This is a genomic window from Mycobacterium pseudoshottsii JCM 15466 (genome assembly GCF_003584745.1).
In the GTDB taxonomy this organism is placed as follows: domain Bacteria; phylum Actinomycetota; class Actinomycetes; order Mycobacteriales; family Mycobacteriaceae; genus Mycobacterium; species Mycobacterium marinum.
The window spans coordinates 4,963,963-4,985,482 of record NZ_AP018410.1; the positions used below are offsets into that span (position 1 = coordinate 4,963,963).

Here is a 21,520-nt window from a genome sequence, read left to right on the forward strand (position 1 = left end):
GTCGACGCGGTTGGGAGGTCTCCCATGTCGTATGTGATCGCAGTGCCGGACCTGGTGGCCGGTGCGGCATCGGAGCTGGCCGGGGTGGGCTCGACACTGAGCACCGCCACCACGGCCGCGGCCGCTCAGACGACAGGGGTGCTGGCCGCCGCTGGAGATGAGGTCTCCGCGGCCATCGCGGCGGTGTTTTCCGCCCACGGCCAGAGCTATCAAACTCTCAGCGCACAAGCCGAGACGTTTCATGCCCAGTTCGTGCAGGCGCTGAGCGCCGGCGCGAGCGCCTACACCCAGGCCGAGGCCGCCAGCGCCTCACCGCTGGCGGGTCTGCTGGCCGCGATCAACGCACCGGTTCAGTCGTTGACCGGGCGCCCGCTGATCGGCAACGGCGCCAACGGGACCCCCGGGACGGGGGCCGATGGAGCCCCGGGCGGCTGGCTACTCGGTGACGGCGGCGCCGGCGGATCCGGCGCACCCGGGCTAAACGGCGGCGCCGGCGGGGCCGCGGGCCTGTTGGGTTCCGGGGGTGCCGGCGGCGCCGGCGGCAGCTCGACATCCGCCAACGGGGGTGCCGGTGGTGCCGGCGGGGCCGGCGGCTGGCTCTCGGGCAACGCCGGAGTCGGCGGGGCCGGCGGGGCCTCAACCGTCGCCAACGGTGGTGCCGGCGGCGCCGGTGGTGCCGGCGGGTTGTTGGGCGGCGGCGGGCTCGGCGGGGCCGGCGGGGCCAGCACTAGCGCTACCGCCAGCGGCGGGGCCGGCGGCCAAGGCGGGGCGGCCGGGCTGCTGTCCGGGTTCGTCGGCGCCGATGGAGGCCACGGCGGCGCCGGCGGCAACGCGGGCCTGCTGTTCGGTGATGGCGGCGTCGGCGGCACCGGCGGCACCAGCGGTCAGGGCGTAGGTGGGATCGGCGGCGATGGCGGCAGCGCGGGGTTGCTGTTCTCCAACGGCGGTGCCGGCGGCGCCGGCGGTGCCGGCACCGCCTTGATATCCGGTAACGGTGGGGCTGGCGGGAACGGCGGCAACGGTGGGTGGCTGTTCTCCAATGGGGGTGTCGGCGGGGCCGGCGGGGCTGGGGCGCCTGCGATGCCCTCGCTCGGCATTTCCGCCGGTAGCGGCGGTGTGGGTGGAGCTGGCGGCACCGGCGGCTTGCTGCTCGGAAACGGCGGCGCCAGCGGCGCCGGCGGCACCAGCGGCAATGGCGGCGGCACCGGCGGGGCAGGTGGTGCCGCCGGTAGCGGGGTGTTGATCGGCAACGGCGGCAACGGCGGTATCGGCGGGGCCGGCCCGACTCCGGGCGGCAACGGTATCGGCGGGACCAGCGGGCTGCTGCTGGGGCTGGACGGCTTCAACGCCCCGACCAGCACCTCACCAATTCACACCCTGCAACAACAGGCCCTCAATGCGATCAACGCACCCATCCAGGCCGCGACCGGACGCCCGCTGATCGGCAACGGCACCCCCGGGGACGCTGGTAGCGGAACCGACGGAACACCCGGCGGATGGCTACTCGGCGACGGCGGCGCCGGCGGATCCGGTGGCACCGGCCTCGACGGCGGCGATGGCGGGGCCGCCGGGCTGATGGGCACCGGCGGCACCGGCGGCGCAGGCGGGTGGCTCTCAGGCAGCGGCGGGATCGGCGGTGGGGGCGGCGCCGGCGGGTACGGCGGCGCCATCACCCCGGGCAACGGGGGTGCCGGCGGCTCCGCCGGCGCGGGCGGGGCCGGTGGGCTGTTCGGCGGCGGTGGAACCGGCGGGGCCGGCGGAACCGGCGGACCGGCCGGACTCGGCGTGTTCGTCGGCGTGCCCACCTTCGGCGATGGGGGCGGTGGCGGGGCCGGCGGGGCCGGAGGGGCTGGCGGCCTGCTCAGCGGCCTCGTCGGCGCTGGCGGCGGCGACGGCGGCGCCGGCGGCCAAGGTGGGATTGGGTTCGGAGGATCCGGCGGGTCCGGCGGAGGCGGCGGGGTCGGCGGCAACGCCGGACTCCTCGGCGGCCCCGGCGGGGCCGGCGGGTCAGGCGGGGCCGCAGGACCCGCGCTATTCGGGGGCGCGGTTGATGGAACTGCCGGAGTCGGCGGCGCCGGCGGCAATGCCGGGCTGCTGTTCGGCAGCGGCGGCGCCGGCGGCGACGGCGGATTCGGCCCCGGGGCCGGCGGGACCGGCGGCCGGGGCGGCAACGCCGGGCTGCTGTTCTCCAGCGCCGGAGCCGGCGGATTCGGCGGATACGGCAATACCGGCAGCGGCGGCACCGGCGGTGCCGGCGGCGACGCCGGCTGGCTGGGCTGCGGCGGGGCCGGCGGCGCCGGCGGAATCACCATCGGTGGCACTGGCGGCACCGGCGAGGCCGGCGGTCAGCTGCTGGGCGCCGGCGGGGCAGGCAGCGCCGGCGGCCAAACCGACCCGCTCGGAGGCAGCGCCGGCGGATCCGGCGGAGTTGGCGGCAACGCCGTGCTGATCGGCACCGGCGGCAACGGCGGCAACGGCGGAACCGGCACCGCCAAGGGCACCCCCGGAACCGGCGGAACCGGCGGGCTGATCGGTGTCGACGGGCTCAGCGGGGCGTCGTAACCGACCACGACCGCATTAGACCCCGCAGGCTCCTAGCCGCTCAGCGCGGTCAGCACCCCGGCGGCCACCAGCGCGTGATAGCCACCCACCACGTCAGTTGACCGGTGCAACCCGAGGTCCAGCAGTGCCGCCGCCGCGAGGCTCGAGGTGTACCCCTCCGAACACAGGATCACCCACTCGACATCGTCATCGACCGCCTGCGGCAACCGCGCGTCGCTGGTGGGATCGCAGCGCCATTCCAAGACGTTGCGTTCGATCACCAACGCCGCGGGCACCTCGCCCTCCCGGGCGCGCTGGGCCTGCGGCCGGATGTCGACCAGCACCGCACCGCGGCGCAGCGCGTCCGGCACCTGGTCGGCGGGCAGCCGCGGATAGCGGTTGCGGGCGTCGTCGAGTATCCGGTCGATTCGGCTCATCAGGGCTTCTCGGGGTGGTCGGTCAATTCGGTGCGCTTGCGGCGCAACGTATTGCGGTCGGTGACTTCGTAGTAAGACATGGCCGTCAGCGGCGGCGAATACGCGTGCACGCTCAGGGTGGGCGGCAGCGGCGCCGCGATCGGCTCGGCGGCCGGGCGCGGCGCCCAGACCACGTCGTGCACCCAGCCCAGCGGGAATCCGGCCTGATCCCCGGCGTCAAGGCGGCGGCGGCGTAACCGCGTGCCGTCCCACCGAAATTCATTGAGCGATCCGGACAGCACGGTCAGCGCCCCGAGCGAGCCGCCATGGTCGTGCAATTCCGTCGCGTGACCGGGCACCCAGCTGATCAGCCAAACGTCGAGTTCGTCGTCGCCATGGACGCGGGTGAACCAGCGCCCGTCGTCGGGCACGCCCCCCTCCGGCAACAGGTGATCGCAGCGACCGCTGAGCACGTCATCGGCGACCTGGTCGGTCGCGTGCAACAGGTCGGGCACCCGAAGCCGCGTGGGGCCCGGTGCCGGGGACGTGACGGTCTGGGGGCGAGAAGACGTGACAGAGGACTGGCGAAGAGGCATGGCCACGGAAGGAGTTCTCCAGAGTGTGAAGTGGATCGGGCAAGCGGCGGCACGTCAGCGCCGACAACACTCCAAACATCCGAGGCACTTCATCACGCCGCACAGTGTTGCATAAATTGGCACCATGCGCCCACACCGTCTCTTTTCCCGACCGCGCCACCAGTGCTGGGAGGTGTGCGCACCACTCATCGTCGCGGCGGGCGTCTCGACCCTCGCGGGCTGCTCCACCGATGCCAGCAACGGCACGGCCACCACGTCATCCGGGCCGTCCGCCAAGACCACCGCACCGCCGGTTAGTTCGCTGGCGCCCGGCGCCGTCGGCGTCTCACCGACCGGCGTGACGACTCGCGTCGACGTCCCCGCAGAGTCGACCGAAGAGGAATATTTCCAGGCCTGCCATGCCGCGAAGGTGTGGATGGACGCCCAACCAGCCACCGAGCAGCCGCGGATCGAGCCCTACCTGGCCATGGTTCAGGCATCCGAATCCGGCGTTGCCGGCACCTGGAATATGCGGTGGGCGGATCTGAGCCTGCCGCGCCAGGCGGCGGTGATCGTCGCGGCGGCGGCGGCCGCCAACAACGAATGCGGATAGCGGCCGCTACCGCCGATTCGAAGCGCTGCGCAATTGCGATCAGCGATGCACGAAACTCCCGTCCGATTCGATCCCCTCGGGTAGGCCGCGCAGAATGAAGGGATGACCGGGCCAATCGCCGTGCGCACGCACGGATCATCGTCGACCCGGGTGGCCTTGGCGCTCGGCAGCGGCGGCGCGCGCGGCTATGCGCACATCGGGGTGATCGAGGCGTTGCGCGAGCGGGGCTATGAGATCGCCGGTTCGTCGATGGGCGCCGTGGTCGGCGGACTGCAGGCGGCCGGGCGCCTCGGGGAGTTCAGCGACTGGGCCAAGTCCCTGAATCAGCGCACCATTCTGCGGCTGCTCGATCCGTCGATCACCGCGGCGGGGCTGCTGCGAGCCGAGAAGATTCTGGACGCCGTACGCGACATCCTCGGACCGGTCACCATCGAACAACTGCCGGTCCCCTACACGGCGGTGGCGACCGACATTCTGGCGGGCAAATCGGTCTGGTTTCAGCGCGGCCCGCTCGACGAAGCCATTCGCGCTTCCATCGCCATCCCGGGAATCATCGCCCCCCATGAGGTCGACGGCCGTTTGCTCGCCGACGGCGGCATCCTGGATCCGCTGCCCATGGCACCGATCGCCGGAGTCAACGCCGACCTGACCATCGCGGTGAGCCTCAACGGCAGCGAAAGCGGCCCCAGCCGAGAAAGCGAGCCCGGTGTCACCACCGAGTGGTTGAACCGCATGGTGCGCACCACCTCCTCGATATTCGACGCCACGGCCGCCCGGTCGCTGCTGGACCGGCCGACGCGGGCGGTGCTGAACCGCTTCGGCGCCGGGTCCCCGGACCAGGACTCCTGGCCGGAAGACGCCCAGATCGAGGCCCCCGTGCCGGAGCGCGATGACGGCGGCTACACACCCGGACTGCCCAAAATGGGCAGTTTTGAGGTGATGAACCGGACCATCGACATCGCCCAGTCCGCACTGGCGCGCCATACGCTGGCGGCCTACCCCGCCGATCTGTTGATCGAGGTGCCGCGCTCGACCTGCCGCAGCCTGGAATTTCATCGGGCAAGCGAGGTGATCGCGGTGGGCCGGGCGCTGGCTAACCGCGCCCTGGACGCACTCGAGTCCGCGGACCAACCCGCGACGCCGGCCATCGAGGGCTGATCACAGCCCCAGAAACGCCGCGACGGCGGACGCCTCGCGCCGGCCCTGCGCCCGCCCGGCCAGCGCCGAAGCCTTGCGGCAACACGGATCCAGCGGATTGGCCCCGAAGGCGGCCAGCGAGTCGTCGTCAGCAAAGACGCCCAGCGACGTCCCGGCGAATTCCGCCACCTCCGCGGCGGACCCGCCGCCGAACGGCGACGGCGCGTCGGCCCCCGTGGGCACCAACACCACCGCCACACCGCAATCGTCGGCCACACCGAGGTTGACCAGACTGGCCACCCCGCCATCCATGTAGCGCCGGCCCGCAATGGTCACCGGCGGCCACGCCCCCGGGACCGCGCAACTGGCCGCCACCGCATCGACGAGTTCGACCCCGGAGTCACGATCGAATGCCACCAGCTCGCCGGTGGACACATCGATCGCGGTGACCCGCAGCGCGCGGTCCGGCCAATCGTGGCAGGGCAGGCGCGCAGCGATCACCTCGCGGCGAACGGACTCGGACACGGTTTCGGTGGCCAGCGCCACCGCCCCGATTCGCTGCAGTCGCAGCCGTATCTTGTCGACGCCGGGGATTCGCGGCTCGCGCAGGGCGTCCAGGAAAAGTTCAGTGATGACGTCGATGTCGACGCCCGGATCAAGCTCGGCCGACTGCTCGGCGATCTGCCGGTCGAACAGCGCATCGAGGCTGGTGCCGCTGCTGATCTGCGCGGCCACCGCCGAACCGGCCGAGGTACCCACCAGCACGTCCGAATCCAACAGCAACCGTGCCGCCGCCGGCGACTCGTCGGCGATGCCGAGCAGAACACCTGTCTCCCAGGCGATTCCCGCCAGTCCTCCGCCAGCCAATACCAGTGCGCGTTTGGGTGCCACGCCCAGTCAGTCTGCCAGCCCAGTCAGGCCGGCGGGTGCAGCGCCTCTTGGACCTCCGGACCCAAGTCGGCGAGCCGCAGCCGATGCCGGGGTGGGTCGGGCAGCGCCAGGCTTCGGGTGATCCGCAGGTCGACGTCGACGTGTACCAACTCCCCCGGGTCCAGCAGGCGCCAGCGCGGGTCGTCGTCCATCGGCTGGCTGGCGAACACCACCGACGGCCGGGTGCGCAGGTGCTCGGAACGCGCGCGAATCCGCTTGGTGCGCAAGTGGAACTCGCGCCTGGAGGCCGGCGCACCATTACGCCGGTCCAGGATGTAGAGGTTGTGCGACTCCGGGTAACGCAGCGCCCACATCCCGGTGGCGGTGCTGAGCAAGACATTGACCGCATAGATCGGCACGTTGGCGGCCAGCCACCCCATCGCGTCGAGCAGACCGGCGGACACGCCGCCGTCATGGGTGCGGATCGCGGCCGTGATCAGCGCGAAAACCCGCTCGGAGTCGGTCTGCCCCTGCGCCAGACCGGCGGTGCCCACCTCCCGCAACCGGGTGTCGAGCAATTCGAGATCCCCCAGCGTCCCGTTGTGCGCGAAGATCCGGCCGTCCTGCAGAAACGGGTGGGTGTTGACCACCGAGTGCGATCCGGCGGTGGCGTAGCGCACGTGAGCGATGAAGGTCGTGCCCGTCATCTCGTGCGCCTCGGCGGCAAAGTCGGCGTCCTGCCACGCCGCTATCGGCTGCTTGTGCAGTTCGGGCCGGCCTCGGTCGTCGAACACGCCCAGACCCGTCCCGTCGGGGTTTCGCTTGCTTTGGGCGGCAAGGCTATCCGGGGCGTTGAGCAACCAAAACGTGGCGGTGACGCAGTCCCGTCCCGCGTGCAGGCCAAAGAGTCGGCACATGACGTCGACGGTAGCTGGAGCTAGACGCGTGCTCAGCGCGTCAGCAGCGCGGACAGGTTACGTAGCGCCCGACGGGCGTAGCCCTTCCACAACATCCCGAACACCGGTAGCGCCGGCGCGGCCACCGCAGACTTCGGATGAATGGTCCAGCGCCAGGTGATCTCGGTACCGCCGTCCGCCGGAGTGAAGATCCATGCACCCACCACCTGGCCGACCAGCAACGCCATCGGGCCTTTGATGTCGGAGAGCCGGTAGCCGAATGATCGGGGCGAGTCGAGGCTGGTCAACTCCTCGTGCACACTGCCGCCGCCGACCATGAAAAGTTTGCGAGTCTGGCCCGCGGCGTCCCAATCACCGGTTTGGTCGCGGACCTCTTTGATCGGTGGGATGGGCCCATACCAGTGGTTGAAGACTTCCGGCAGCGGCGCCGGCAGCGTGCCGCGGAACGCTTGGTCGCCGGGGACCGGGATGACCAGCGATTGCTCGACGACGATAGGTGTTGCCATTGGTAGTCGGGGTCACCGGCCCGATTGGCCGGCTTGCCCCTGCCCCCCTTCGCTGCGTCGGGTCGGCCGTGACGTGATCGATGAACTTCCGGCTCTACGCAGGGCGGCGCTGCACCGCCGATCCCGCGGCGCCGCTGTCCCTGCCCGGCTACAGCGCGCTGCTGGCGCCGGAGCCGCCGGCCTTGCCTTCGGCCCCGTGCTCACCTGGGCTGCCGCCGGAGGCGCTGGGGGCGCCGCCGCCACCGCCCTGGCCGCCGCCGCCACCACCCCCGTTGGATCCGCCGTCCCCGGCGCCTTCCCCACCGTTGCCGCCGTCACCACCGGTGCCACCGACACCGCCAGTTCCCCCGGTGCTGCCGTTGCCGCCGTTGCCGCCGCCGGTGCCGAAGAAGCCGCCTTCACCGCCGTGCCCACCGTCACCACCGGCACCGCCCTGGCCGCCGACGCCACCGGTGCCCCCGCCGGTGCCTCCGGTGCCGCCCTGGCCACCGGTGCCGGCGCTGCCGCCGTGCCCACCGCCGCCGCCGATGCCGCCCGGGCCAGACGCGCCACCGGCCCCGCCCGTACCGGCTGCGCCGCCGGCTCCGCCGACACCGCCGCTACCCCGGCACTCCCGCCTTCGCCGCCACCGCCGCCTTCGCCGCCGATGCCGCCCTTGCCGCCGCCACCCGCCGCACCACCATCGCCAACATTGCCGCCGGCCCCGCCCGTGCCGGCGGCACCACCAGCTCCCCCGGTACCGCCGACCCCGCCGCCGTCACCACCGACTCCGCCGACACCGCCCTTGCCGCCGGTGCCGCCTTGGGCGCCGACACCCCCGGTGCCGGAATCTCCATCGTCAGCACCGGCACCGCCCGTTCCGCCGCCACCACCGGCCCAGCAGGGTGCCACCGGCACCCCCGCCGACACCGAGGAAGCCATCGCCACCGTTGCCGCCGGCGCCGCCGTCGCCGCCGGTGCCACCCTGCTGGGCCGCGATGGCCGGTTCAGTGGGGCTGCCCACCTTGCCGATACTGCCGACGTTGCCGTCACCACCGGCGCCGCCTTGTCCGCCCGCACCACCAAGTCCGTTGCCGCCCGCCGCGCCGCCGTCGGTTCCGGCGCCAGCAGCACCCGCGTGTCCGCCGGTGCCCCCGGCCCCGCCGTCGGCGCCGTCGCCGCCGGTGCCGGTGTTCTGCCCGCCCGCCCCGCCCACTCCGCCGACACCGCCAGTGCCACCGTTGCCGCCTTGGCCGCCGCCCACACCGCCGATACCAGCACCGCCGGCGCCGCCCTGGCCGCCGCCGCCATCGCCACCCTTGCCACCGTCGGTGGGGGTAGCCGAGTCGGTGCCAGCTACGCCAGCACCACCGGCACCGCCCGTGCCGCCGGCACCGCCCGCTCCAGCGGAGCCACCTACCCCGCCGGCGCCGCCGCCGATACCGCCGGTACCTCCGTCGCCTCCGACATAGCCGACGCCGCTGCCCGTCGAATCGACGTCCCCGACCCCACCGCTACCCCCGACGCCACCGCCACCACCGGCCCCCGCGTGACCGGCCGTGCCCAGCAAACCGGCCGCACCACCAGCCCCCGAAGCGCCCCCGTCACCACCCAGACCGCCGTCCCCACCAGCGCTATTCCCACCCGCGCCGCCGACACCACCGGCCCCGCCGGTGCCGCCATCCCCACCGGCTCCGCCCGCGCCGAGCAGGAAGTGATGAGCTCCACCGGCACCGCCGACCCCACCAACACCGCCGGTGAAACCCATCTCACCGGCGGCGCCGGTGTCACCGGTGCCGCCGCCCCCGCCGGCGCCACCCCTTCCACCGACCCCACCGAACAAGGAGTTGTTGGCCCCGCCGACACCGCCGGCTCCGCCAGCGCCACCGTCCGTACCGAAGCCCACGCCGGTGCCACCCTCGCCGCCCGCACCACCGGCCCCGGGCCCAAACCACCAGCCCGTTGAGCTGCCACCGTTGCCGCCGATCCCCCAGTGCCCCCACCGGCACCACCGACACCACCGGCGCCGCCCACCCCGCCCGCACCGAACAACCACCCGCCGCTACCGCCGGCCCCGCCGTTGCCGCCCACGCCACCGGCCGCCCCCGCACCACCGGCTGCACCGGCACCACCGCTACCGAACAGCCCCGCCGAACCCCCGGCCCCGCCCGTACCGCCGACCGCACCCGACCCACCATTGCCGCCGTTGCCGATCAGGATCCCCCGTCCCCGCCGGCCGCCCCGGTCCCCGCCGCACCGTTGGCGCCGTTGCCGATCAGTGCCCGCCCGAACAACGCCATGGTGGGCGCGTTGATCAGACCCAGCAGATCTGTTTCCAAGGACTGCAACGATGACGCACCGGCGGCCTCGGCGGCGCCGTAGGCGCCCGCTCCCGCACGCAATGCCTGGACAAACCGCTCGTGAAATTCCGCCGCCTGCACGCCGAACGCCTGGTAGTCGCGGCCGTAAGCACCGAAAACCCGCGCGATGGCCAGCGACACCTCATCTCCCGCTGCCGCCATCAGATCGGTTGTCGAAGCCGCCGCCGCCGTGTTGGCCGACCCGACCAGCGCCCCGATGTCGTTCAACTCCCCGGCGGCCACCGCCATCAGCTCGTGCGCGGCGAATACGTACGACATCGGTGAACCTCCAAACGGCCCATGCCTGCGACATGGGTCCTGTGGTGCGGCAGGTGCCGTACGGACGATGCTCTGCAACGACGGCAATTGCAATCACAAAACGCCTGAACGCGACGTTTTAAAATCGCGTCTTTTCCCGCCAACTACACCGGAATTCAAAGGCAGTGTCAAGCCTCCCGGAATTCATTTTCGGATTAATTAGGAATTCAGTTTTCGGTGAATTGTTCACCCCGGTAGGTCGCTGCAGCGCAAGGCACACCCCATCACCATCACGTTGCGAAACCAGCCCGCTAAGCCGCCACCGTAGCGTTGTCATATTTGTAGCGCGACAACGGGATTCACCCGAGCAGCAGCATCGTTGCACCTCGGCGGCAGCACCTCGCCCCGGCCCACAAAGCGGCAAAGTCGCATTGTCATCTTTGGGCCCGAATTCCAGCCTACGCCAACCGGGGCGGCCATTCCTTCTGCCGCCACTTTGCAGGCATCATTTCCACTTTCAGAGCCGGATTCTTGCCATTTCCAACCCGCGACTGGTCGCCATTCCCAAAAGACGGTGTCGCTCAGTCGCGTCCTACGCAGCGAAATCCAATATGGCTCATGCCCGTATCGATCGGCTGTGGGCGGCGAGCGGCCGGCCGGTAGCGACGGCAATAGCTGTCGGCACACAGGAACGAGCCGCCCTTGACGACCTTGCGCGGCACCCGGAACTGGGGTTGTTGGGGGTCATAGCTATCGGCCTCGGCGGCGGGCCGGGCCGGGGGGGTGTCGGTGTACCAGTCCACGGTCCATTCCCAGACGTTGCCGGCCATATCGAATAGGCCATAGCCGTTGGGCTCGAAACTGCCCACCGGGCTGGTGCGCCCGTAGCCGGGTTCGGGTCGCCACGGGAAGTCGCCATGCCAGAAGTTCGCCAACCGCTGCCCCGGCCGCTCCGATTCTTCACCCCAGGTATAGGCCGCACCGGTCAGCCCGCCGCGGGCGGCGACTTCCCATTCGGCCTCGCTGGGCAGCGCCAGCCCCGCCCATCCGGCGTAGGCGTGCGCGTCCTCGTAGGCGACGTGCACCACCGGATGATCGGCCCGTTTGGCGATCGACGAATGCGGGCCCGCGGGATGGCGCCAAGAGGCGCCGGGAGTCCACGTCCACCACAAGCTGAGGTGGCGCAGGTCGACGGGGCCAGCGGTGCGGGTGAACACCATGGAGCCCGGTTGCAGGTTCTCCGGCGGCGCGCCCGGATAGTCCGCCGGGTCCAGCGGTCGCTCGGCGACGGTGAGATAACCTGTAGCGTCGACGAATTCGGCGAATTGAGTATTGGTCACCTGGTGCACTTGGATCCGGAAGGCGTTGACGTCGACCTGTCGCAGCGGGCTCTCCTCGGGGTAGTGCGCCTCGGACCCCAGCACAGCGGTCTGGGCGGCGATCCGGATCAGATCGTCAGTCACCGAAGACGGTCGCCCAGTCATTTTTGATGCTGGACACCACCCAGCCCGACGCGGCGGCCTGGTCGAGTGCCCGTTCGGCCCCTGCGGTGTAATCGAATTCGCGCTCCGCGTCATCGTGGCGAACCAGCAGCCGCAGCGCGGATCCGCCAGGTGTGTCGGCAAATTCGAGCATTTCGATATCCCCGTTGGAGTTGCCGGCAGCGAAAATCGGACGGCGCCCGATTCGGCTCCATAACCGCACCGGTTTCATCGGACCGTCGTCGAGGAATTCCGGCTGCGCGGTGGTGAACAGGCTGCCGTCGCGATAGATCAGCCCCACCGAGCTGCCCACCACCCGCTCCGGCGGAATGTCGTAGAGCGCACCGGTGATCGGGCGCATGAAGTCCCGGCAACCTCCGGAGACGATGTAGTTGGTGAATCCGTTGCCGGCCAGGTACTGCAGTAACTCCACCATCGGCAGGTACCTGCATTCCCGATAGGGACGGCCCAGAGTCGGGTGTGTCGCCTCGGCGAAGAATGCCCGCACCCGGCTGGCGTGTTCCTCGACAGTAATCGCCTCATGCGCGGAAAGTATTGCCCCAACAAGAGGTTTCAGGTCGGTGTCATCACCTTGGTAATGCTTGGTGAGGGCGTCACCGATCCAGCTCAGGTCATCCTCGTACACCGCCTTGTAGGGCTGGCGCTCCCGCAACGACGGGTCAGCCGCAACCTGCTCGGCGAACCGGCGGACCAGGAAGTCCAGCTGGATATACATCGGCTTCTCACACCACAGTGTCCCGTCGTTGTCGAACACCGCGATACGTGCCTCGGGCTCCACCTCAGCGACGGTCTGATCGACAAAATCGACGATCGCCGCCTTGGTGGGGCCGTCGTTCCAATGCTCGAGCATCTAGTCCTTTACGATCGCCTGCAGCTTCTCCACGGCCTGATCGATCGTGAAGCTGGCCGGTGGATGCCGCGGCGGAAACTCCTTGAATGTCTCGAGGAACTGCGTGCATATCGCGGTGCCGTAGAAGGCGATGAAATCGTGGTCGAGGAACCAGTCGTAGTAGGTGTTGGATGTAATGTCAGCCCGCTCAAAAGGATCGGTGCGAAGATTGAAGATCTTGGGCACCCGCAGCGGAACGAATGGTTCGGCCCAGACCTGCAGCGTCCCCTGGCAGCGCTGTTCTTGGAAGACGATCTTCCAGTTGTGGAAACGGATACCCAGCACATCGCAGTCTTCGGAGAAGTAGATGAACCCCTGGCGCGGACTCTCTTCGACCTCACCGGTCAGATACGGCAGCAGGTTGAAGGCATCGAGGTGGACCTTGAACTCCTTGTCGTCTCCCCTGACGCTGATCTTGTGGCCCTTCTTCAACTTTTCGATGATGTCGGACTCGCCGGCGGCCGCCAAGAAGGTGGGCAACCAGTCGTGTTGCTGGATGATCTCGTTGGAGACCACGCCCGCGGAGATCTTGCCCGGCCAGCGAATCATCTCCGGAATGCGGAATGCGCCTTCCCAGTTGGTGTTCTTCTCACTGCGGAAGGGGGTTGTTGCGCCGTCGGGCCAGGTGTTGGCGTGTGGGCCGTTGTCGGTGCTGTAGATGACGATGGTGTCCTGCGCGATGCCCAGTCCGTCCAGCGCATCAAGGAGCTGACCGACGTTTCGGTCGTGGTCGATCATGATGTCGTGGTAGGGCGACTGCCACACCCCGGCCTGGCCCACGCTTTCCGGCTTGGTGTGAGTGCGCAGGTGCATGTGGGTCATGTTCATCCACACAAAGAACGGCGTGTCCGCCGCGGCCTGCCGTTTGATGAAATCCACACAGGCCTCGGTGGTTTCGTCATCGATGGTCTCCATGCGCTGTTTGGTCAGCGGGCCGGTGTCCACGATGCGTTGCTTGCCCACCGGCCCGTATTTCGGGTCGTCGGGCTCGTCGGAAACCTCCTCGGTGGCCCAGCACCGGAGAACGCCGCGCGGCCGGTTCAACTCGGCTAGCACCGGAAATCGATCGCTTTTGGGATAGTCCGGCAGCTCTGGCTCTTCCTCGGCATTGAGGTGGTAGAGGTTTCCGAAGAATTCGTCGAACCCGTGCACGGTCGGCAGGTGCTTGTTGCGGTCGCCGAGGTGATTCTTGCCGAACTGCCCGGTGGCATAGCCAAGTGGTTTGAGCAGGTCGGCGATGGTCGGGTCCTGGCCCGACCAGCCGATGTCGGAGCCCGGCATTCCGACCTTGCTCATGCCGGTGCGGTACACGCTCTGCCCACTGATAAACGCCGCACGGCCTGCGGTGCAGCTCTGCTCCCCGTAGGCGTCGGTGAACCGCATGCCTTCGTTGGCGATCCGATCGATGTGCGGCGTGCGATATCCCATCAAACCGTCGCTGTAGCAGCTGAGATTGGTGATGCCGATGTCGTCGCCCCAAATGACAAGGATGTTGGGTTTTCCGTTGGACATGAATCGCAGCCTACGTAAATCCGTGGCGCAATGGCACCCCTCGGGGGCGTGTCGACACGGGTCGGCTCACCCGTCGTGCCCGAGGCCGACGAGCGCCCCCCGCGGCGACAGATCAGCCAGACAGCTCGGGTGCGGCCCGGCCGGTGATCAGCGGCAAGTCGAAGAAGCTTTGGATGCCCGCCGGTGCCGCGCAGGTCGCCGGGACGGCGTTGACGCAGTGCGCCGCCGTGGCGACGATTCCCGGGTTGCTCTGCAAACCCGCGGCCACACTGTCGGGCTGCCATCCCTTGATGGTGACAAAGGCGTCGGGATGTCCGCGCACCTCGATCTCGTAGCGCTCCCCGGCGGGGCCGAAAGACCATGGAGGGTCTAGGTTTTCCTCACCCATCAGCCAGTTCACGGTGATCTCGACGACCGCCGTGTCGCCAACCACGGCCTCCCAGTGGAAGCGGCGCCCCGCCACCTGGCCCGGCTCGATCACTCCGATCGGCGATTCGATCGGCGCGGTTGCCACCGCCACCTCTTGCGAGGTGCGGATCTGCGGGTCGGCGGCAAAGCCGAGGCGGTCCACGCAGAGCCGGACCGACTGCATGAAGCCGCCGTCGAGCAGCTTTTGCATCGGCCCGGTCAGCGCACTGTCCGGGGTGCCCCCGAAACCCATCACATAGCGCAGCACGTCCGGCGCACCGTAGGTGCGTAAGTCGGAAAACTCCTCGGAGCGAACGAAAGTCACGCCGGTGGACATCACCGACAGCAACAGCGGGAACAGTTCGGTGGCCGCGCCCGGGCCGATGCCGGCACCGTGCAGCGTGGCGTTGCCGGACTGCGCAGCGACTTCGATTGGGGCAGCTTCCTTTTCGGTCGGGTAGAACCAGCCCAGCGGCGTGACCACGTTCTTGCCCGAATGCAGCAGAGCCGCAACCTCATCGACGCTGGGCATCAGCGGCGCATAGATCACCGCGTCGGCGTCGAGTGCGAGAATCTCGTCGACGCTGTTGGTCGTGATCACGCCCAACGGCGGCGTCCCGATGATCTCACCGACGTCGACGCCGCTCTTGGCCTCCGAGTACACCCAGCAGCCGACGAGTTCGAGTTCGGGATGCTCGAGAACACCGTTGATTGCGGCAACACCGACCGACCCGGTTGCCCACTGCACGACTCGCAGGCCCATGACCCCACCTTCCTCGCGCTTCGTTGCGCTGGCTCGCTGCCTCTGGCGAGCAGACACAGAATCGCACGATTGGCGCCGAGGCTATGCGAGTCTGTGTCTGCTCGCGCTCAGTTGTGCACCTCGGTGACCTGGTAGACGCCCTCCGCATAACCGGCCCTGATGGTCTTCTTGTCGTACTTACCCACACTGGTGCGCGGAACCTGATCGGCAAATGCCCACCGTTCGGGCAGCCACCATCGAACAACCCGGTCCGCAAGGAACTTTCGCAACTCCGCGGCGCTGACCGTGGCCCCCTCGCGGCGAACCACGACGGCCAGCGGCCGCTCCTGCCAGCGCTCGTCGGGGACGCCCACCACCGCGGCCTCGACCACATCGGGATGAGCGATCAGACAGTTCTCCAACTCCACCGAGGAGATCCATTCCCCGCCGGACTTGATGACATCCTTGGCCCGGTCGGTCAACGTGATGAAGCCCAGCTCATCGATGCGCCCGACATCGCCGGTGCGCAGCCAGCCGGAATCGAACTTGGACTGGTCATAGCCCAGGTAGTAGGCGCCGGTGATCCACGGGCCGCGGACCTCTACCTCACCCACGGCCTGGCCGTCGTTGGGCAGCGCCTCGCCGTTGTCGTCGACGATCCTGGTTTCCACGCCGCACACCGGCTGGCCCTGCGTGGACCGGATCGCCCAGTGCCGGTCCGGCGGGGTTCCCGGCGGCGGCCAGGCCATGGTGGCCAACGGCGACGTTTCCGTCATCCCCCACAACTGCCGGATTTGGACGCCGTACTTTTCTTCGAACGTCCGCATCAGCGATTCCGGAACCGCCGAGCCACCGCAGGCCACCAGCCCCAACGAGGACACGTCGTGGCCGGGATTTTTCTCCAGGTAGTGCATGACGTCGTTCCAGATGGTCGGCACCGCGCCGGCCCGGGTGGGGCGCAGGTTCTCCACCATGTGGACCAGCGACCTGGCGTCGAGATGGCGGTCGGGTAGCACCAGATCCGCGCCGGCCATCAGTGCGGCGTAGGGCAGCCCCCAGGCGTTGGCATGAAACATCGGCACGATCGGCAGCACCCGATCGCTGGATCCCACGCCGATACCGTTTGCGGTACAGGTCGCCATCGAGTGCAAAAAGCTTGAACGATGGCTGTATACAACACCTTTCGGGTGTCCGGTGGTACCGCTGGTGTAACACATGGCGGCGGCGGAGTTCTCGTCGATGTGCGGCCAATCGAACTCGGTCGATTGGCCGTCGAGCAGCTCGTCGTAGCGCAGCACGGTCTTGCCCGACTCTTCCAGCGCCGCGGTGTCCCCCTCCCCGACCGCGATCACCGTGTGCACGGTGTCGAGGTTGGGCAGCACTGGAGCCAGCAGGTTGGTCAAGGACAGGTCGACCAGGACCACCTGGTCTTCGGCCTCGTTGGCGACGTAGGCGATCTGCTCGGCGAACAGTCGGATATTGAGGGTGTGCAGTACCGCCCCCATCGACGGCACCGCCAGGTAGGTCACCAGGTGTTCGGCGTTGTTCCACATGAACGTGGCCACCCGCTGGTCACCGGAAATGCCCAGTCCGCGCAGCGCGTTTGCCAGTTGGGCGGCACGCTGTCCGACTTCGCGATAGGTGGTCTGACGGTAGGCGTCACCGGTCGCGGTGATCACCTGCCGCGACCCGTGAACGCCACAGCCGTGGCGCATGATCGCGGTGATCGTCAGAGGAAAATCCTGCATCGTGCTGTACATCGATGTACCGCCTTACGGGTCCCGGCGCAGCACCGCCTCGTGTCGGCCTCCGGCGAATGCTATCGCCGAGCACCACCATAAGAAACGGGCTCCCCCGCAGAACCGCGTCCAGTAGGGGGCGCTAGGCCAGCGCCGCCTCGAACTGCAGCAGCTCAGGCATGACCCAATCGGCCGACAGACCCTGGCACAGGGCGTTGTCGATGGCTGACACGCCCAGATCAACCAACGTCATGGTGACCGTTCCGGAATAGTCAGCGACGTACAGGCGGTCGCCGCCCGGGCTTTCGATCGCGGCGGACGGCTGGTTGACCCGGACGGTGCCGATGACATCCTGCGAGCGCGCGCTGAGCACGGTGACACGGTCCTCGCTCACCAGGTAGGCACGCTCGCCGTTGCCGCCGATGGAAAGCCGGGTGATCAGACCGCCGATCTCCTCGATCTTGCGGGTGCCGGTGATCTTGCGGGTGCGGGTGTCGACAACGTCGATCACCGCGCCGAAGTCGGCGCCGCAACTGGCGACGTAGGCGGTGGTGCCGTCGGGGCTGATCGCGACATCACGAACCGAAGAGCCGATCTCAATCGTGTCGATGATGCGCAGATCGCGCGGGAACTGCTGCACGACAGATCCGGCCACGCCCTGGCCATTCCTGCCCCGCGAGCGTGCGCGTCCGCCCCGGACCGGATTGAGTTCGGACTCCGCATGCGTTGCCACGACGATGGGCTGACCGCCGGACGGTCCGTTGGCGCCGACGTAACCGCGGTTGCCGTCGGCGCTGACGCGGACACATTCGGTGGTGAGGCCAGGCTTGGGAGCGATGTCGACCACATCGACGCGGCCCGTTGCGGTGTCAAGAACAGCGATGTCGGCACCGCGAGCGCCGTTACGGCTGGCGTAGACGTACTTTCCATCCGAGCTGGCCGCCAGGTCACTGACGCTGAGCCCCAGCGGGTGGGTGGAGACGACGGCATTGGTAGCGACATCGATGACGGCAATGGCGTCATACGCCGTCGAAACGGTGCTCACGTAGGCGCGGTTGGCGGCTGGGCCGCCCGCGGTGACCGCGAAAGCCTCATCGAGGCCGGTGATGGTCTCCACCACCCGGCAGGTGTCGGTGTCGATCACCGACACGCTGTTGTCGCCGTAGTTGGTCACCATCAGGCGACTGCCGTCGGGACTGATGCCGATGTCACCGATGGGCCCGTTGGCCACCGCAATCTCGACGGAGGTCGGGAAATCGGGTGCGGTACCCAACTCGAAGACCTGGACATCCCCGCCATCGCGATCATTCCAGCCGGTCTGCTGGCCGTTCACGTCGCTCACGTTGGCACCGCCTTTGCTGTTTTGAAAATTCCATGCGGGCGCCGCATATCGCGACAACCCTGTGCGATCCTCGCCGCCCGATCCAAACCGGATTTCAGCACCAAAAAGGCGCTGATCGACTGCTTTCGCCCGAGTCTAGCTCCTTAATTCTGGGTAAATAGATTTCAATTTTATTGCTGTTACCTATGCCACTCGGCCGCCTCAGCCGGCGCTCAGAATGCAATTCTGAATCATTTACACAGGGAATTCGCAGCAAACGTCCAAGGATAGCTTGATCTGCCCTTTTGGCACGTGTCGCCAACAGTCCAAATGCGCTGGTCGCGGACGTCAAATAAGAATCTCTTATATTCCAACACCGGGAGAAGCAAATCTCACACCGTGCTTATGCTCAAACCTAGCCAAAGTGCGTACGGGGCCGGGATAGGTTGACACCGTCGACGCTAATGTCAAGTTTTTCGTTGTAAAACGCCACCAACCCGGCGATTGCGGCGACGGCGGGCAACGGGTAGTGGTAGGTCCACGCCAGGTCCGGATGCACGCTGTCGCCCACCCGCACCGACCAATAGCCGGTGGTCGTCCCCTTGTAGGGGCACAACGTCTGGGTCGCGCTCGGTTCCAGATGCTCGAAGGCGACGTCGGTTGGATCGATGTAGTACCTGGTGGGCAGTCCGGTCTCGAACAGCAGCACGGGAGCGCCGGTATCGGCAAGCACGACACCGTCGAGTTCGACCCGGACATGTCGTTGCGAGCGCAGCGCGTCGACGCGCGAGTAGGGATTGCGCGGATGGCCATAGATCTGTTCGTCTTCCTCGAACCACCGCAGCACGTCCCAGTCGAACCGCACGGTGCCCGCTACCGGACTCGCACCGTCGGCGTCGAACACCCGCGCGGCCGACGGGTGGGTCTGCGTCGCCCCGGAGCCCAGGGCTCCGGCGTTGTTGATTAGCAGGCTTGTGAGCTGGGTTGATGATCTTTGGTGCCGCGCTATTGGGGCCGGAGTGTAGGCACGGGCTATCTGGAGAACGATCGAGTTGGTTACTGTTCGTCGTTGGTCTGGAGTTGCCCGTGCCTACCGTTTCAGTATTGCCTGTGTCGTCGGTTCCAGAGGTGTTCGACCGCTGGAGTCCTGGTGAGCGCAGCGAGTTCATCGGATCGGAGTTTCTCGATGTGTTGGCCTCGGTGCCAGACCCGAGGGACCCACGCGGTCGGAGGTATTCGCTGATGGCTTTGTTGGCGATCGCGGTTCTGGCCACTGCCGCGGGGATGCGCGGCTATGCTGGTTTTGCCACATGGGCGGCCACCGCTCCCGATGATGTGTTGGCCCAATTAGGGGTCCGGTTCCGGCGGCCCAGTGAGAAGACCTTCCGCGCTGTTTTGTCTCGGCTAGACCCCGCCGACCTCAACGCCAGGATGGGCAGTTACTTCACTGCACACGTGGCCAGCCGCGACCCCAGTGGATTGGTGCCGATCGCGTTGGACGGCAAGATGCTGCGTGGTGCTTTACGCGCCAAAGCGACAGCCACGCATCTCGTGTCGGTGTTCGCCCACCGTGCCCGATTGGTGCTCGGTCAACTCGCTGTCGCCGAGAAAAGCAATGAAATTCCCTGCGTACGTGCCCTGCTCACGCTGCTGCCGGGTAGCTTGCGGTGGCTGGTCACCGTGGATGCGATGCATACCCAGGTCGTCACCGCGAAGTTGATCTGCGCCACCTTGAAGTCGCACTACCTGATGATCGTCAAGTCCAACCAAGCCAAAATACTTGCGCGTATCACCGCGCTGCCCTGGGCCGAGGTGCCCGCAGCCGCTACCGACGACTCCCGCGGCCACGGCCGTGTCGAGACCCGCACCCCGCAAATCATCACCGCTGCACGAGGAATCGGCTTCCCCTACGCAAAACAAATCATCCGGATCACTCGTGAACGCTTGATCACCGCCACCGACCAGCGCAGCGTGGAGGTGGTCTATGCCATCTGCAGCCTGCCGTTCGAGCACGCCCGCCCTACCGCGATCATGACCTGGATGCGTCAACACTGGGGAATCGAGAACAGCCTGCACTGGATACGCGACGTCACCTTCGACGAAGACCGTCAAAGGGCACATACCGGAAACGGCGCACAGGTCCTAGCAACGCTACGCAACACCGCGATCAATCTGCACCGCCTCAACGGCGCCGACAACATCGCCGAAGCCTGCCGGATCACCGCTTTGACCGCCAACCGCCGCCTAGACCTCCTCAATCCACAATTCCCCAGCTCACAAGCCTGCTAATCAACAACGCCGGAGCCCTGCCCCGGAGCCGACGACGGAGTACAGATGCGAGGCACCCAACTGGACCCGCTGCGCATGGTTCTCGTCCCTGAGGAACTCCGCTCGGACGTCGGCCAATGGCACGTAGTACGCGGGGTAGTACGGCACTTCCCACACGTAGCGAGCCTGTGTGGTGTCGAAGACCAGTTCGTGGCCCAGATAGCCGCGCACCCGGCGCGGCGCTGGCTCGATCCGTCCGCGGGCGGCCGCCATCTGGGGATAGTCGCGGTCTCCCATGTCGCTTGTCATGAGTTGTCCTTGATCATCGCAACGCTCCTTGCCTGCGGAGGACTCGACGCATCCGACCCATTCAACCTACGACGCCATAACCCCCGCGAACCCCCACAAACCCCAATGTGGGCTCCGCTCCGATCGATTACTGTGCTACTCGTGGCGTTTCGCAGGTACAGCCCGCGGCGCGGACGACGGTTGCGACTCGATGAGGCGCTGCTGGAGCGCGTCCTGATGACCCGGGTGGGCTACGTCGTCATGCTCCGCGTTGCCCCACCCATCGACAAGGCGCTGATCCCACGGACCGGCGGCCGGCTGAGCTTCGGGGGCTTGAACAAAGTAGGCCTGCTCACCTCGACGGGCGCCAAGTCCGGCCAGCCCCGGGTGCATCCCCTGGCGTTGATCGAGGACTCCGACGGACTGTTGGCCATCGGGTCCAACTACGGGCGTCCCAACCATCCCGCGTGGAGTGCCAACTTGCTGGCACACCCCGAGTGCACGGTGCAGTTCAAAGGGCCGCCCGGGCCGTACCGGGCCGAACTGCTCACCGGCGATGCGCGCGCGGCGGCGTGGGCCAGCGCCACGGACTTCTACGCCGGCTACGAGGGTTATCGCAGCAGCTGCGCGCCCCGCGAGATCCGGGTTTTTCGCCTTCGCCCGGTGGCGGGCTGAGCGC

General features: G+C 68.2%; 16 protein-coding genes and 3 pseudogenes. 5 read left to right on the forward strand and 14 right to left on the reverse strand.

The window, feature by feature from the left end; genetic code table 11:
• Positions 1–24: 24 nt before the first annotated feature.
• The gene (locus MPSD_RS22530) at positions 25–2,562 is read left to right on the forward strand and encodes a PE family protein (protein WP_086085718.1); all 2,538 of its coding nucleotides are present in this window, start codon (positions 25–27) and stop codon (positions 2,560–2,562) included.
• A gap of 32 nt (positions 2,563–2,594) precedes the next feature.
• Here the strand turns inward: MPSD_RS22530 and MPSD_RS22535 are convergent, their stop codons facing one another.
• Both MPSD_RS22535 and MPSD_RS22540 read right to left on the reverse strand, forming a co-directional pair.
• Positions 2,595–2,978 carry a rhodanese-like domain-containing protein gene (locus tag MPSD_RS22535; RefSeq protein WP_020726355.1) on the reverse strand — a complete coding sequence of 128 codons (384 nt, stop codon included), beginning with the start codon at positions 2,976–2,978 and terminating at the stop codon, positions 2,595–2,597.
• A complete protein-coding gene (locus tag MPSD_RS22540) occupies positions 2,978–3,553 on the reverse strand; it encodes a cysteine dioxygenase (protein ID WP_011738590.1) in 576 nt (191 codons plus the stop codon). The genes MPSD_RS22535 and MPSD_RS22540 overlap by 1 nt, the downstream gene beginning before the upstream one ends.
• Positions 3,554–3,677: 124 nt before the next feature.
• Here MPSD_RS22540 and MPSD_RS22545 point away from each other — a divergent pair, with 124 nt between their 5' ends.
• Together MPSD_RS22545 and MPSD_RS22550 are read left to right on the forward strand one after the other, a co-directional pair.
• Positions 3,678–4,145, forward strand: a complete 468-nt coding sequence (locus MPSD_RS22545) for a lipoprotein LpqV (protein ID WP_174524130.1) — start codon at positions 3,678–3,680, stop codon at positions 4,143–4,145.
• A 102-nt stretch (positions 4,146–4,247) separates the two neighbouring features.
• Positions 4,248–5,303: a patatin-like phospholipase family protein gene (locus MPSD_RS22550; protein WP_036426322.1), complete on the forward strand. Its 1,056-nt coding sequence runs from the start codon at positions 4,248–4,250 to the stop codon at positions 5,301–5,303.
• Here MPSD_RS22550 and MPSD_RS22555 read toward each other — a convergent pair whose 3' ends face one another.
• The 11 genes and pseudogenes from MPSD_RS22555 to MPSD_RS22610 all read right to left on the reverse strand — a co-directional run.
• Positions 5,304–6,173: a patatin-like phospholipase family protein gene (locus MPSD_RS22555; protein ID WP_020786220.1), complete on the reverse strand. Its 870-nt coding sequence runs from the start codon at positions 6,171–6,173 to the stop codon at positions 5,304–5,306.
• 23 nt (positions 6,174–6,196) lie between these two features.
• Positions 6,197–7,069, reverse strand: a complete 873-nt coding sequence (locus MPSD_RS22560; RefSeq protein WP_020786219.1) for a class II glutamine amidotransferase — start codon at positions 7,067–7,069, stop codon at positions 6,197–6,199.
• A gap of 32 nt (positions 7,070–7,101) precedes the next feature.
• Positions 7,102–7,575, reverse strand: coding sequence for an SRPBCC family protein (locus MPSD_RS22565; RefSeq protein ID WP_020786218.1), 474 nt, complete (start codon positions 7,573–7,575; stop codon positions 7,102–7,104).
• 148 nt (positions 7,576–7,723) lie between these two features.
• Positions 7,724–10,193 (reverse strand): annotated as a pseudogene (locus MPSD_RS22575) (PE family protein).
• 560 nt (positions 10,194–10,753) lie between these two features.
• On the reverse strand, positions 10,754–11,635 hold the full coding sequence (locus tag MPSD_RS22580; RefSeq protein WP_086085719.1) for a formylglycine-generating enzyme family protein: 882 nt from the start codon (positions 11,633–11,635) through the stop codon (positions 10,754–10,756).
• On the reverse strand, positions 11,628–12,524 hold the full coding sequence (locus MPSD_RS22585; protein WP_086085720.1) for an HAD family hydrolase: 897 nt from the start codon (positions 12,522–12,524) through the stop codon (positions 11,628–11,630). The genes MPSD_RS22580 and MPSD_RS22585 overlap by 8 nt, the downstream gene beginning before the upstream one ends.
• Positions 12,525–14,075: an arylsulfatase gene (locus tag MPSD_RS22590; RefSeq protein ID WP_020786216.1), complete on the reverse strand. Its 1,551-nt coding sequence runs from the start codon at positions 14,073–14,075 to the stop codon at positions 12,525–12,527.
• Between the two features lie 112 nt (positions 14,076–14,187).
• Positions 14,188–15,246 carry an NAD(P)H-dependent amine dehydrogenase family protein gene (locus MPSD_RS22595; protein ID WP_086085721.1) on the reverse strand — a complete coding sequence of 353 codons (1,059 nt, stop codon included), beginning with the start codon at positions 15,244–15,246 and terminating at the stop codon, positions 14,188–14,190.
• A gap of 107 nt (positions 15,247–15,353) precedes the next feature.
• A complete protein-coding gene (locus MPSD_RS22600) occupies positions 15,354–16,985 on the reverse strand; it encodes a fatty acid--CoA ligase (protein ID WP_015356932.1) in 1,632 nt (543 codons plus the stop codon).
• A 121-nt stretch (positions 16,986–17,106) separates the two neighbouring features.
• Positions 17,107–18,306, reverse strand: coding sequence for a YncE family protein (locus MPSD_RS22605; RefSeq protein ID WP_086085723.1), 1,200 nt, complete (start codon positions 18,304–18,306; stop codon positions 17,107–17,109).
• Positions 18,307–18,700: 394 nt separating this feature from the next.
• Positions 18,701–19,219 (reverse strand): annotated as a pseudogene (locus MPSD_RS22610) (DUF427 domain-containing protein); the annotation flags it as partial.
• Between the two features lie 152 nt (positions 19,220–19,371).
• Between MPSD_RS22610 and MPSD_RS22620 the strand changes: the two are divergent.
• Positions 19,372–20,574 (forward strand): ISAs1-like element IS2404/ISMul1 family transposase, encoded by a 1,203-nt coding sequence (locus tag MPSD_RS22620; protein ID WP_420811966.1) that lies wholly within the window; start codon positions 19,372–19,374, stop codon positions 20,572–20,574.
• Between the two features lie 21 nt (positions 20,575–20,595).
• On the opposite strand, the pseudogene MPSD_RS22625 reads toward MPSD_RS22620, so the two are convergent.
• Positions 20,596–20,850: pseudogene (locus MPSD_RS22625) on the reverse strand (DUF427 domain-containing protein); the annotation flags it as partial.
• A gap of 153 nt (positions 20,851–21,003) precedes the next feature.
• Here MPSD_RS22625 and MPSD_RS22630 point away from each other — a divergent pair.
• A complete protein-coding gene (locus tag MPSD_RS22630) occupies positions 21,004–21,516 on the forward strand; it encodes a nitroreductase family deazaflavin-dependent oxidoreductase (protein ID WP_020726365.1) in 513 nt (170 codons plus the stop codon).
• Positions 21,517–21,520 lie beyond the last annotated feature (4 nt).

What these genes read in the sequence shown, in the direction of transcription:
- MPSD_RS22530 (WP_086085718.1), top strand. Translation starts at nt 25, where the DNA reads ATGTCGTATGTGATCGCAGTGCCGGACCTGGTGGCCGGTGCGGCATCG.
- MPSD_RS22535 (WP_020726355.1), bottom strand. Translation starts at nt 2,978, where the DNA reads ATGAGCCGAATCGACCGGATACTCGACGACGCCCGCAACCGCTATCCG.
- MPSD_RS22540 (WP_011738590.1), bottom strand. Translation starts at nt 3,553, where the DNA reads ATGCCTCTTCGCCAGTCCTCTGTCACGTCTTCTCGCCCCCAGACCGTC.
- MPSD_RS22545 (WP_174524130.1), top strand. Translation starts at nt 3,678, where the DNA reads ATGCGCCCACACCGTCTCTTTTCCCGACCGCGCCACCAGTGCTGGGAG.
- MPSD_RS22550 (WP_036426322.1), top strand. Translation starts at nt 4,248, where the DNA reads ATGACCGGGCCAATCGCCGTGCGCACGCACGGATCATCGTCGACCCGG.
- MPSD_RS22560 (WP_020786219.1), bottom strand. Translation starts at nt 7,069, where the DNA reads ATGTGCCGACTCTTTGGCCTGCACGCGGGACGGGACTGCGTCACCGCC.
- MPSD_RS22565 (WP_020786218.1), bottom strand. Translation starts at nt 7,575, where the DNA reads ATGGCAACACCTATCGTCGTCGAGCAATCGCTGGTCATCCCGGTCCCC.
- MPSD_RS22585 (WP_086085720.1), bottom strand. Translation starts at nt 12,524, where the DNA reads ATGCTCGAGCATTGGAACGACGGCCCCACCAAGGCGGCGATCGTCGAT.
- MPSD_RS22590 (WP_020786216.1), bottom strand. Translation starts at nt 14,075, where the DNA reads ATGTCCAACGGAAAACCCAACATCCTTGTCATTTGGGGCGACGACATC.
- MPSD_RS22595 (WP_086085721.1), bottom strand. Translation starts at nt 15,246, where the DNA reads ATGGGCCTGCGAGTCGTGCAGTGGGCAACCGGGTCGGTCGGTGTTGCC.
- MPSD_RS22600 (WP_015356932.1), bottom strand. Translation starts at nt 16,985, where the DNA reads ATGTACAGCACGATGCAGGATTTTCCTCTGACGATCACCGCGATCATG.